We start from the raw sequence: 13622 nt of genomic DNA on the forward strand, positions 1-13622 counted from the left end.
TTATTTCTCCTTGTTGAATGAGGTTGTAGTGCCGCTGTTTGTAGACTGAGGCGTCGCATCGAGCACAACTACAGCATCTTTAATGGCTTCAGCCACTGTCTTTTTTTCTTCAGTTCGATAGAAGAGCTTGTACAGCGCAGGCATTACAAACAGAGACAACACGGTTGCCGCCGCCAAGCCACCGATAATGGTCGCCGCCATCTGATCAAACAGCAGGTCACTAAGCAACGGGATCATGCCAAGTGCTGTGGTGAGTGCTCCCATCGAGATCGCCATAGTACGGTTCACGGTTGCTTCTTTAATTGCGTCTGACAGTGAACGACCGTCTTTACGTTCAAGCTCGATCTGGTCCATCAACACGATGCCGTTCTTGATGATCATACCTGTCAACGTTACCGCGCCAATCAACGCCATGAAGCCGAACGGTTTGTCCAACAGCAACAAGCTGAATGTTGCACCCGTCGCCGCAAGCGGTAGGGTGGTGAAGATGATCACTGGCTGTTTGAAGCCGTTAAACATCGCAACTAGGATGATCACCATCAACAACATCGCTTTAGGTAGCTGTTTAAGAATATCGCTGACCGCTTTATGCTCGTCGTAATATTCGCCACCCCATTCCAAGTGGTAACCGTGTGGAAGGTGAATGGATTCTATTTGTTCTTTAACTGAGTCTCTCACTGCTGCAGGTGTGGTGTAGCGACCAACGCCAGCTTGTGCTGTGATGGTTTTTACTCGGTCGCGACGCCAAATCATGGTCTCTTCGCTTGTAAGCTCAAACCCGTCAATGACTTGACCTAGTGGAACGCTGTGGATGCCCAGTAAAGAACGTACCGGCAAAGTTTCTAGCGATTGAATAGAGCTGTCTGTACCACGCAGTTGAATCGTCACCAGTTCGTCGTTTAAGTTCATACGACCTAGCGGCATGCCTTCTGACGCGCGTTTCATCGCGAATGCAATATCTGCACGGTTAATGCCTGCAAGACGCATCTTGTCTTGGTTGATGACAGGTTCTAGCACTTTGCTCTTTTGACGCCAGTCGTCACGCACGTACTTGGTGTCTGGGTGTCGAGCAAAGATAGCTTTCGCTTGTTCAGATAAGCCGTGCAGTACCTCGATATCTGGGCCTGAAAAACGCGCTTCAACACTGAATTTATCCGAAGTCGCAAGCTTTAAGCTTCTAAAGCGAGGATCGGCGTTTGGAAACTCTTCCATTAACCATTTGTCGCCACGCGCAATCAAGGGGCTGAGTGAAGGGAAATCGGTCGCGTTAATCAAGATCTGACCGTAAGCAGAGTCAAACGGCTCTGGTTCAATCGTCACTGAGAAACGAGGAGCGCCAGCACCAATGTACGATGAAATACTCTCGACTTCCGGCTGCTCTAACAACCATTGTTCGATACGCTTCATGTCTTCTGAGGTCTGTTCAACCTTGGCGCCATTGGGCAGCCAGTAATCTAAGAACAGAATGGGTCTGTCGGCCTGTGGAATAAAGTTAACCGCAATATTCGGGATAGCTAATGCAGTAACCAAGATCAGCGGAATAAGCCCCGTCAGTGCTTTGAGTGGGTTATCTACCGTCCAGTTTACGCTCTTACGGTATAAGCTCACTTTGGTGTTGTCAGCTTGCTTAGTTGGCTTGATGAAGAACCAACACATCAAAGCTGTGAAGGTCATTGCGACAAACCATGACAACAACAATGAAGAGGCGATAATTAGGAATACTGAGCTTGCGAACTCAGCGGCATCAGTTTTTGAAAAGATAACAGGGCTCGCACCCATGATAGCAATGACTGTCGCGCCAAAGAGTGGTGTAGCGGTCTCTTTAACAGAATCAATTGCGGCTTTGGTTCGGTCGATGCCTTTGTTGATTTTCACAATCATCATATCGGTGATGACAATGGCGTTATCCACCAACATGCCGAGCGCAAGAATGAAGGTACCTAGCGAAACTCGGTGTAAATCGATTGACGCGATGTTCATGTAGATAAGCGTCAGCAAGATAGTCAGCAGTAAGCTTGAGCCGACAATGGTTGCGCTTTTTAGCCCCATGAATATAGACAGGACGATGAATACAATCGCGACACTCTCTAGCAAGTTACTTACGAAGTTGTCGATCGATTTCTGAACTTCTTCCGGCTGGTTAGCAACTGTCGCGATATCAACACCTAACGGCAGGGTTGCTTGAAAATCGCTGACGATTTGATTGATTTCATCACCAAGTGATACCACGTTTACGCCGGTGACTGGGCTCATCGCTAATGTGACTGCAGGTACGCCGTTGTAGCGGTTCTCAGTCATCATTGGCTCTTGGTAGCCCATGGTGACGTCTGCAATATCGCCTAAGCGGATTAAGCTGGTTCCTAATTCACTCACGCCGCCTTTGATCATCAGGTTTTTGATGTCTTCTAATGAGCCAAACTCACTCGACTGTTGAACTCGGATTCGTTCAGTTCCTGCTGAAAACTTACCGGCATCGAACGCCATGTTTTGCGTATTCAGCTGCGACCAAACTTGTGTGATAGATAGGCCGTATTGCGCTAACCTTTCATCTGGGATGTCGATATGAACAACGCGTGGTTGAACGCCGTGTAATTCGATCTTCTTAATACCATCGACGGTTTTAATTCGACGTTGCAACTCTTCTGCGTAAAGTCTTAGTTCAGCTGGCGATGCATCTTTACTGTGGATAGAGAAAAGCATGCCGTAGACTTCAGAAAACTCGTCTTGTACGACACTGATCTGTGCAGTCGAAGGCAGTAACAGCTTCATGTCAGAGACTTTGCGACGCAATAAGTCCCACTCTTGAGGAAGTGCCTTTGAATTAAGAGACTCTTTGAGATCGACAAACACCATCGACATGCCAGGGCGAGAGAGTGAACGAAGTCGGTTTAATGATCCCATCTCTTGCAGTTTAGTTTCGACGGTATCAGTAACTTGCTGTTCCACTTCTTCCGCAGAAGCACCGGGGTAGAGCGTTACTACGACGGCCGTTTTGATGGTGAAGCTTGGATCTTCGAGCTTGCCAAGATCAAAGTAAGAAAACAGGCCTGCGATAACACTCAATGCAGTGAAAAACAGGATGAAGGTGCGTTGTTTGATCGCAAAATCAGCTAGATTCATCATGATTTACCTACAGACTCTTAACTTGAATATCGGAGAAGTGTTGGCCTTCCATGACGTACTGAGCACCACTCACCACGACGAAATCACCATCGTTGAGCGTTGATTCAACACATACGGTATTTTGGGACATCGAAACCACGTCCACAGTCACGCCATGAGCTTGCTCGTTCTTAACCGTGAACACTTGCTCGATGCCAGATTGATTCACCAACGCTGAATACGGTAAACAAAAATTACTGCTAGCTTCGCCAAGTTGAGTTGTCAGTGTGACGGCTTTTCCTGGCAATACTGACTTGTTGGTTGTTTCTACATGGTAAGTTACCGCGTAGGTTTGCTTGATCAGGTGAGGTGAAGTTGCAATTTCAGCGGCGTACCCAATCAACTTTTCCTCTGAGCCATACCAATTAATAACAGCGGTTTGATTTGGTTCGAACTCATGGATCAAGTTTTCTGGGACTTGGATTTTAACTTCAAGCTGATCTGGGTTGTGGGTGGTGAAAACCGAAATGCCCGGCAGAACTTGCTCAAACTGATCGAAGTTCGATGCTGCTACCACGCCGTCGAAGGGTGCGAGCAGTTGGGTATAACGAATCGAATCTTTCGCGCGGCGTATGTTCTGTTCTACGACTTTAACCGCCGCTTCACTTCGTTCATAACCGCTGATTGCACGGTCTAGGTTAACATCGGCAATCGCATTATCAGCGATGGCTTGTTTTACTCGTACAAGTTCGGATTTCGCTAATTTGTGTGCAGATTTCGCTTCGAGTGCTCGTGCTTGTAACTCTTCCAATGCCACTTGGTAATCGTGCGGGTCGAGTTGTGCCAACGGTTGGCCTTTCTTAACTGAATCACCAACCGAGACCATATTTTTTGAATAGTGCCAGGCACACGAAATGCGACGCCAGCCGTTTCTGATGATTGCAATTTACCCGTGAAGGATTTTTCAACTTGATGAGAAAGAGGTTCAAGTTGGATAACTTGAATCGGTCGCGTTTGTTTTTGAGTTATCGTTGCCTCAGAGTCATTACAACCAAACAGAGCGGTTAGGCTTAGTGCAATGACTGTGTATTTGAAGGTAGGTGTCTGCTGAAAGATAGACGAACGCTGCAAAACAGATGAATGTTGAGATATAGGCTTCATGGATTACTCCTGTCAATTTATGGAGTAATTCTATCTTTCAGTCTTGTTTAGATAATCTAGTCTGCACGTGAAACACTGTCACATCATTCGTTACAATAACTATAGTTTTGGAAGTTCTTGTAATAAATAATCAATCAAAAGCTGTGCTGAATGGCTCAACGCTTTGCGCTGAGGATAGAGCAGCCATGCTTCTTCTCTTTGAAGATTCTCGTCGGGGAACAGGTTAATCAAGGTGCCGTCTTTGAGTTGTTGTCGTACCAAGAGTTCTGGTAACAACGCGATGCCTCTATGTCGAATTACACCGCCTTTCACGAACCCAATGCTGTCGCTGACGACCGAAGGTTCAACTTTGATGGTGTGATCTTTGATGTCCCATTGTTTATCGATGTCGCCACTTGGCCACCTGAAGCAAACAAATGGGTAATTGGTGAGCTCTCTTAGGTTTGAGGGCGTACCTTGTTTCTCTAGAAATTCAGGGCTTGCGACAAAAATACGTTGGAGAACCATCACTTTACGAGCAACCACGTTAGCGTCGCTCAACGTACCACCATGCATAGCAAGGTCTAATCCTTGACGGTACATGTCGACAAAGCCGTTACTAATGTTGCGAATATCAAGCTCAACCTTGGGGTACATATCTTGGAATTTAAACAGAGTCGACTGCATGATGTCGCTGGTTTCAGGCAATAGACCAATCTTTATTTGCCCGTGTGCAACTTCTGAAAGGTTGGAAGCGACATGGTTCGCTTTGTCGAGCGCACTTAATGCATTGAGTAGTTCTTTGTAATAGAGCTCGCCAGATTTGGTTAAGGAGAGGCTTCGTGTAGTTCTAAAAAACAGTTGAATGCCGAGAGACTTCTCAAGGTCGTTAATTCTACGGCTAACGTTAGCTCGGGGAAGGTCAAGTGCATTGGCTGCGGCAGTAAAACTACCCAGTTCGACTACAGTGGTAAATAGCTTAAGATCTTCGACTTTCATAACAACGGCATTTAATCGTTTTTAGAACAGTATGTTGGCATCGTATACCAATTGGATTTTAAAATCGAAGCGTTCTTGGTTTTGGCTTATTTTAAGACAGTAAAAAGCCAGCTGATCAACCATTATCAAAGCTGGCTTTGTGTTCACATCGGACAAGACTGCTCTATTTTTTACCTTGGACTTGGCAACTTGTTCTTTCTCCTCACACCATATCAGTTTAGCGACCTCGACCGTCGACCATCACAATGATTGTTTTAGAAATGATGGAGAGGTCAGCGGCAATCCAAGACTTAACAGAACATAGGCTTAATGCGTAACTATGGTCAAAGCCCACTTTACGACGTACATCATCAATACAGGTATCATAACCTTGATTTACTTGTGCAAGCCCCGTAATACCAGGCATTACGCCGTATGTACGGTCAGCAAAGTAAGGGATTTCGTTCTCTAGTTTGGTGTAAAAAGTAGGGCGTTCCGGGCGTGGACCAATTAGAGACATTTCACCTTTCAATACATTGAACAGCTGTGGGAGCTCATCAAGACGTGTCTTTCTCAAAAAGCGTCCAACGGGCGTAATTCGTGGGTCATTCGCGGTAGCCCAGACTGCGCCAGAACGCGTTTCTGCATCTTCGTACATGCTACGGAACTTCATGATTTCAAAGATTTCCATTTTCTCCGGCGTAGATTTACCGACACGCAATTGGCGGTAGAAAATAGGACCGCGAGAAGTAAGTGCAATTGCCATCGCTATCAATGGAAATACTGGCGCTAACAAAATCACCGCAATCAATGAGCTAACGAAATCGAACGTACGTTTAGCACGTGAGATTTTGTATTGGTATAAGTTTTGAGTAGATAGCTGTTCAATGTTCATCATAATAAGTCCTTAATGATTCGCTCGTGTCCAAGGTGAGTTTTCTAGTCCGATTAGGTAACGAATGCCACCAATGAAGTTGGCATAGTGTCCAACTATCAAATAAGAGATTAATGAAATAGGTTTGTTTACTAGACGCTTTGGCAAGATACAACCAAGTACGCCAATGGTATAAACGGTAACTTGAGCCCATAACAGTGCTTCAAACACCAAGTAGTTGCTAAGCAAGATGGAACACACTAAACACACGATCATTAAATATGGTGTTAGGAGGCGAAGTCCTTTTCCTGAGAAGAACGCAAACGCGATGCCCTTGAACTTAGGGCTGAATAAGCCAAACAATCGAATCGCTTGTTGCATGTTGCCCGCTGATATACGAAGTCTTCTTTTGAAGTCTGTTTCTAAATTTGATTCTTCTAGCTCTAATGCAACCATTTGGGTTTCGTATTCTGCGATGTAACCTTGTTTAACGATTTGCATCGGTAAGATGAAATCGTCATTAATAGTGTTGAGTGGAAGCAGTTCAAACAGGTGTGTTCTAAACAAGTAGAAAGCGCCATGAGAACCTAAGCTAGAACCTAATGATGCCTCAGACTCTTTAACGGCTGTTTGATACTGCCAGTAGGCGTTTTCGCCTTCATTGCCTGTAGGGCATAGTTGATACGTTGCGTTTACCACACCAACCTTGTCACTTTCAAAATGAGCCGCTGCAATAAGCAATGCATCCAATGAAATAAGGGCTGATACGTCACTTAGCGCCGTAATATCGCTTTTTATACTTGTCACTTCTTCATTGATAACCGCAACTTTTCCTCGGTTGGTCTTGTGGTCATGTATCTCGAAATAGATATCGCTGCACATCGCTTCTTGAATCGTCATTTCGGCGATTTCTACCGTGTTATCAGTGCAGCCATCACAAGCAATAATCACTTGTAGCTTCTTTTTTGGGTAATCTAATGAAGCAAGGTTGCGAACTTTATCTGCGATCCATTGCTCTTCGTTAAATGCCGGCACAAGAATGGTAATGGTGGGTAGTGTGCAATCTTGTTGTTCGTCTTTATAACAACGATGGCTCTCTTCAATTTGACGCGCCGGGTGACTTTTCGCATACCAACGCAGTAACAGTGGATAGGCAGCGTGATGGTAGACAATCAGCGCACCAGAGAATAAGCAAAGTCCTGCAAGCGACCAGTCGATCATGCGCAAACTCCTTCTGAGATATCGTTGTAAGAGGCAACCATTTTTACAATGTCAAAGTTGTCGAGTACGTAACGACGAGGTGACAAAAAGCGTTCATTTTGCTTTTCTAATAGCGCACTAGCTAACCCCACAATGCTGCCGCTTTTGACGAGGGCGCCGCTGACTGGACATAAGGTTTCATCGACAGCTCCTACATTCATCGCGACGGTAGGGATGTTGCACGCCTGAGCTTCGAGTGTAGAAAGTGGCAACCCCTCATGACGAGAAGGTAAACAGAAGGTATCCAAAGCGCCGTAAAAGGTGGTCATGTCTTCAATAAGGCCAAGGAATATCACACGGTCGCTCAAATTCAAGCGGTCAGTAAGTTGTTCCAGTTGCTTGCGTTTTGAACCATCACCAGCCAATGCGACAACGGTGTTAGTAGGAAGTAAGGTAAGCGCTTTAATCAGTTGGTCTTGACCTTTCACGTGTTCTAAACGTCCCGCACAACCTACGATGTGTTTATCGGTTGGTAGATCGAGTGTTGCTCTCGCGTTTGCTTTTGACATCGGTTTGAACTTCTCGCAATCCACACCGTTTTTGATCGTGATGATATTGTTGTATGAAAAGGCAGAGCAAAGTTGGTTGTAAACACGGGTTGCATCGGCCACCAAAGTTGGCTGAGCGGCTTTAAGTGCTAATGCTTGTAAGCGACGACGTTTGTTATTTTTCAAATGCCATGCATCATGCTCAGTATGAATTCGTGTAGGAACCCCTGATACGCGGGCAGCGTAACCCGCGTAGAGCAGTGGGCCTATGTGATGCGTGTGAACAACATCAGGGCTAATTCCTCTAAATGCTTTGATGAGTTTTATGATGATGTTGAATTGAACACCGGGCTCTTTGTCTAAAAACACGATTTGGTTGTGGTAAGGCTTCAGCTTCGGCCAGTTTGCGATGGATTCTGCTTTCGTGCCTTCAAGACTGACGATCAACACTTGGTCTGTTGGTTTAGCAAGGCGAAGCAAATCTAACGTTAAGGTTTCTAATCCGCCTGGGGCAAGGTGTTGAACAACGTGTATGATCTTCTTGCCATGCTTTGTTATCTGGTTATTCATAATTTGGACCCTGCCTTTATAATTCTTGTTTCGCCTTTCTGACGTTTCTCTTGAAGTAACTTCTTTAAAACGTTTGACTGCACAAGGAGGTTGCAGGAGTTGTGCCAATTAAATAATTATTATATTTCAGTGGTTTATGGTGAATGGTTCTAGGGGGATTTTCGTTTCTCAAAATGGGAATCAAAACAAGATACGAGTGAATGACTATTTGAATCGTGGCGCTTTGGGAAGTCGAAAGTGGGATTAATAATTGGGGCTTTATAAAAGAAAAACGCCAACCGAGTGTTGGCGTTTTGCTCTAGGAAACACGAAGCTAGGAAGCTAGGAAGCTAGCAAGTTAAAAAATGGCTTTAAGGCTAATCAACTCATTTTAGGGATAACAGTAATCACAGGGACACCTAAGATTTCTTCAATTTCATCTTTACGCTTGATTGAAGAGTCAAACAGCTCAAACAATATCGCCAACCCAATGCCAAGGCCGATACCGGCAACGAAACCAGCCAGAACAAATACAAAAGAAGGTATGTTAGATTTGATACTAGGCGTGAAGGGCAAATCGATAATCTTCACACGTTTGTTTTGCTCGAACACACCAAGTGAACCCGTTAGTTGAGCCATTTCATAACGCTCTGTGAGTTCATCGGATAGCTGGCGCTTGATGTCTACCTGACGTTTAAGGCGATACATCTCTTTTGCATTCTCACCGAAGTTATTCGCCTTGTGTTCTAATTCAAAGATCATAGTACGAAGGCTTTTAGTCTCTTCTGTCAAAGATTCAAAGCGAGCTCGAACCAGTTGTAAGCTGTGTAGCTGGGTGACCAAAAGAGGTTGGGTATCAGAAAGCTTGTTCAGTGTCGTACTACTCGCGATGTCCCAAAGCTGGTCGCTGTTCATCGTTGGTTGGGTTATATCGAGCAAACTCTTTCTCTCGTTTTCAAGTCTGTCTAGCTCACGAACTTTAGCTTGTACGGCACTGTGTTTGTTTGTGTATTTTGCTTGAAGTAGAGCCAGTTCACTACGAATGTCGATGATCTGATCTTCTATTCGACCTATCACGGGGTTGGTTTTTGAAAGCTGTTGATCGATTGACCCTAAACTTTTTTCGACACCCGATAATTCCGCCTCTTTTTCCGCCAGTGTTTGTTTGAGTGACGCTAAGCGATTCAAGCTTTGGCTTTGCACTTCAGGCGTCGAATGAACATTCTCATTCATGTATAAGGCAAGGGCTTCTTCTGCAACTTCAAGTTCAGCACTGCGCTTATCTATATGAATTTTCAAGAAGTTGCTTGAGTCTTCAATCGAAGAACGTTCTGGTGCTAACAATTGTTCAATAAAATGTTCACTCACCGAACGAAGCGTTTGTTCCATTCCATTTGGTGTGTTTGACGTTAAGCTTATCTTTAGAAAGTCTTTTCCAAGTTGAGTAACTGATAAACGCTGAGACAAGTCAGTAATGATCTCTTGTTTCTCAATTTCAGGCATATCGGGCGTGGTTAATTGCAGTTCATCAGCGACCGAGTAAAGCACATGTCGACTATGAAGTAGTGTTCTCAACGCGTTAAGGCGGTCTTTGAGCATGGTAGAAACGGCGATGTCTTCCAAGAATGGATTCATCTTGGCCGTTTCTTGAATCAACATACTGGTATGCGCGTCATATTTAGTCGGAGCCAACTTGCTCACACCAAAGCCTACAAAGGGCAAAATAAGGATTGGTAGAACAATAACGTAGCGTTGGCGCCACATGGCATTGATGATGACTAATAACCGCAATTTCAGATTATTCATAATAGCTCCAACATCCAATGTACGAAGTTACCGCGGTTCTGCCAACTGTCTCTGGAGACAACAGATACTGGCGAGTTTTCAAGGTGACGGCTTTGCTCGAGAGCTTCGACCATCTGTTGTCCATTATCAACGGACGTAACGTGATTCTTATAAGGAACCATTGCAGGAAAAGGAGTGGTCACGATAGGAGTTCCCGCGGCTAGGTATTCCATCAACTTTAATGGACTGCATGCTCTGATTTGTTCGTTATCAATGAAAGGTAATAGACTCACATCCCAGTGTTGTGAATAGCTTGGCAACGTGTGATGTGGGCGAGGCCCCAAGTAATGAACATTATCGAGGTTAGGCAACGACAATGTATCAAGCTCATTAGGGCCGATGAATACAAAGTCCCATTCCGGCATTGCTGTCGCCACATGTTTGACCATGTCGTAATCCAGCCATTGAGATAAGCTTCCGTAAAAACCTGCAATCGGGCGGTGGTGGCTTGGCAAGTCGTGTGCTCTTGGAGCTGGTGTAGAAAATAGCCCGACATCGACACCATGTGGTAAGAGTTGAGCTTTCTCACTAGGGAATTTGCCCATCAGCTTTTCACTAGCAGCGAAGATCAGATCTGATTTTTCAATCAATTCCAATTCATGCTGTGCGACAGTTTTGTGGTCAACGCCCGCGAGTGCACTAAAGTCATCTCCGCAGTAATAAACAACCGCTGACTCGCCTAAGTGTCCGCACAAATCAACAGCGGTAGGAAGGGAAGTCCATAAGATAGGAGCATGAAGCTTCAGCTCGGCAATAACTGGCTTCAACTGGCGTAACATCATTTGCTGAGCCAGTTTTCTAGACAACTTAGAAGAAGGCGCAGGAATGGTTTTCAAGTTCACGACCGTTATGTTGCCTTGGTCGTTTGAATCAGCGACGTTTTGTGGATCCAGCATGTTTTGAGTTATTGCGTTGCTTCGCCCTGTCAGTTTATTGAACGCACGAGTGATGTCTTTAACTGACAGTCTTGGCTGTCTAAGACCAATAGAGTTTACCCATAAGACTTTATGTTGTTTAGCCAAGTGGCGAACCAAGTGTTGAGTCGATGAAGGTAGGCCACCAAAGTCTTCACCAAATACGATTAAATCACGCATGGTCGCCTCCATGAGTCTCTAACGAATCGAATACATCGGATTCGGTCACTTCAACGGATTTAATCTGACCGACAACTCGAGCAGGGTTGCCGCCTGCGATTGCGAAGGCAGGGATGTTCTTTGTTACCACGCTGCCTGCGGCTATTACGGCACCTTCGCCGATGGTTACGCCACCTTTAACGGTAACATTGGTGCCTAGCCATACATCTTGTTCAAGAATGATGTCGCCGATTTGCTGAGGGTCATCGCCTTCACCTAATGCTCGACGCTTTGCATCAAGCGGGTGTCCAGAGTATCCAAATAGGAACGCGCCGCCAGCGATGCGTACGTTGTCGGAGATAACGACTTTACCTCCAACTGCGATAGTCGATTGCCAACCGATGTCTACATTGTTGCCAATCGACAGTAGTGGGTGTTCCAAGCCTTCAAGTGGTTGGGTACAACCAGAGAATGTCGTGTGGCCAGAGATACGGCAGTTATCGCCAATCGTAATTTGTACCGGACCGCTCACGAAAGGGAGGCCACCGTATAAATACAGGCGTTTCCCACATTGAGCGACACGACCTTTGAAAGCTGGTGTCCAGTAGAAGAATCGAGTAAAACCAGAAACCAAATTCACCACAAGCTTGTGTGCTTGGTATAGGCAACGATTAAGTAGTTGGGGGGTAGGTAGCTCTGCGCTTCTGATGTTTTTCAAAATGATAAACACATTTCTAATTCGAGAATTAGGGTGAAACTTAAGCCAATGTTTGAATTGATGTATAGATACTGACGTCATAATGAAAATCCTCTTTTTTGTTATATAGAAGTACTTTCATATATTGTGCCATTTAATAAGTTTATTATTTTCAATGTGTTACAAGTTGGCTTTTAGATTTTCTCATTTTGACAGGCAGTATGAGATACGTTCGCAACAGCAACAATCAATGCGGAAAGGATATAGATAGGCCAGTTGAAGCCTTGTGTTAGGAAGGTACCCGAGACGATGGTGCCAATTAACCCAGCATATACGGCGTAAGCCGCGGCATTGAGATTTGGGTCGATTACGTTGGTCGTCTCTGAAAGCTGTTTGAGTGTCGAGCGTATTGTTTTGATCAGTGAGCCAATCAATATCAGAAAGATAATCAACCCTAGAAAGCCAGTTTCAGCGAGCACGCCAAACCAAGTACTGTGAACCGCATGATTCAGTCCGTCCCAGTGCGAACTATAAAAGAAGTAATTAGAAAAGAAATTGTTTAGGCCGACTCCGGTTAAAGGGTTATCCAATGCCATTTTGAACGCGGCTTCCCATGCATAGATTCGCCCCATTGCAGATTCATCAACCCCTTGTTCAGCAGCACCGCCTGATGCTCTGTCTGAAATTCCAGCAACAAAGTAAAGGCCAATCGCTCCGATCGCGCCCAAAGTGATCAACAGTGATTTTGATCGTATTACTTTGAACGCAAAAATCCCGACGACTGCTAGCGCACCAAGTAATCCACCACGGCTTTGGGTTGCAACGATAGCGGCAAGTAACAATACAGCGACACCAATACTCAATACACGCTTAAAAGCATGAATGCCATGGGTGGTCGTCTGACTGAGCGCAAACGCAAGTGGAAACAAAAGAACCAGTGCTAAATCATTAGGATCTCCTAACATCGAACCAAAATCGCGGCCAATAGTGACACGTGACCCTTCGACTAATCCGATACCATTGATTGAGTTGTTAATTGCAATAAGTGCGACTAACGAACCGGCCATCATGATGATTGTCGATGTCTTTGCTAAGTTTTCGACGCTGTTTACCAGCCACACGATAGCGAGTGTCATCACCATTATTTTCCAATACACGCCTTTAAATTCAGCTAACGCTATTGGACGGTTAGACGCGAAGATCAGGCCGATAAAGACGAGAGCCCAAAAAACAGCAAGCCAGCTCAATGTAGGGTGCCAGAATATTTTAAGTTCTTTGCTGATGAAAGCATGCCAGAGCAAAGCGGAAAGCGCGCCTAGCGAGAGTAATAGCGGTATCTTTAACGAATAGAGTTGAGGTATCGCTTCGTGGATTCGAAAAAATGAAAAGACAACGAACAGTATCACCATCCAAAAGGTTTTGTTAATAACAAACATTCCAGCCAAAGGAACAAGGGCTAGCGCAACAATAACAGCGGGATGCGGCACGAAGTACCAGACAATACCGAGCCCGACACACAATGCGCTGATCGTGATGATGACAGGCAATCTATTGGCTTCAGGATTGACCATTGTGACCTCTATTCGCAAATAAACTCTTAATGACTCGGCTCGCAA

9 protein-coding genes and 1 pseudogene are annotated in these 13622 nt (G+C 45.1%); all 10 read right to left on the minus strand.

Features of this window, described 5'->3' with window-relative positions; all coding sequences use genetic code 11:
- Positions 1-3120: an efflux RND transporter permease subunit gene (locus AC3CHU_RS08160; RefSeq protein WP_488525483.1), complete on the minus strand. Its 3120-nt coding sequence runs from the start codon at positions 3118-3120 to the stop codon at positions 1-3.
- A 10-nt stretch (positions 3121-3130) separates the two neighbouring features.
- Positions 3131-4263, minus strand: a pseudogene (locus AC3CHU_RS08165) (efflux RND transporter periplasmic adaptor subunit).
- A 99-nt stretch (positions 4264-4362) separates the two neighbouring features.
- A complete protein-coding gene (locus tag AC3CHU_RS08170) occupies positions 4363-5241 on the minus strand; it encodes a LysR family transcriptional regulator (protein ID WP_488525443.1) in 879 nt (292 codons plus the stop codon).
- A 217-nt stretch (positions 5242-5458) separates the two neighbouring features.
- Positions 5459-6118, minus strand: a complete 660-nt coding sequence (locus AC3CHU_RS08175; protein ID WP_171308262.1) for a sugar transferase — start codon at positions 6116-6118, stop codon at positions 5459-5461.
- Between the two features lie 9 nt (positions 6119-6127).
- Positions 6128-7315, minus strand: a complete 1188-nt coding sequence (locus AC3CHU_RS08180; protein WP_488525444.1) for a glycosyltransferase family 2 protein — start codon at positions 7313-7315, stop codon at positions 6128-6130.
- Positions 7312-8412 carry a glycosyltransferase gene (locus AC3CHU_RS08185; RefSeq protein ID WP_488525445.1) on the minus strand — a complete coding sequence of 367 codons (1101 nt, stop codon included), beginning with the start codon at positions 8410-8412 and terminating at the stop codon, positions 7312-7314. Before AC3CHU_RS08185 ends, AC3CHU_RS08180 begins: the two co-directional genes overlap by 4 nt.
- 360 nt (positions 8413-8772) lie before the next feature.
- The gene (locus AC3CHU_RS08190) at positions 8773-10197 is read right to left on the minus strand and encodes a GumC family protein (protein ID WP_054547768.1); all 1425 of its coding nucleotides are present in this window, start codon (positions 10195-10197) and stop codon (positions 8773-8775) included.
- Positions 10194-11330, minus strand: a complete 1137-nt coding sequence (locus AC3CHU_RS08195) for a glycosyltransferase (protein WP_488525446.1) — start codon at positions 11328-11330, stop codon at positions 10194-10196. The genes AC3CHU_RS08190 and AC3CHU_RS08195 overlap by 4 nt, the downstream gene beginning before the upstream one ends.
- Positions 11323-12108 (minus strand): acyltransferase, encoded by a 786-nt coding sequence (locus AC3CHU_RS08200; protein ID WP_054547766.1) that lies wholly within the window; start codon positions 12106-12108, stop codon positions 11323-11325. Before AC3CHU_RS08200 ends, AC3CHU_RS08195 begins: the two co-directional genes overlap by 8 nt.
- Positions 12109-12200: 92 nt before the next feature.
- On the minus strand, positions 12201-13577 hold the full coding sequence (locus AC3CHU_RS08205) for an O-antigen ligase family protein (RefSeq protein ID WP_488525447.1): 1377 nt from the start codon (positions 13575-13577) through the stop codon (positions 12201-12203).
- Between the last annotated feature and the right edge of the window lie 45 nt (positions 13578-13622).

The organism is Vibrio sp. QJM3NY_39 (genome assembly GCF_057785895.1).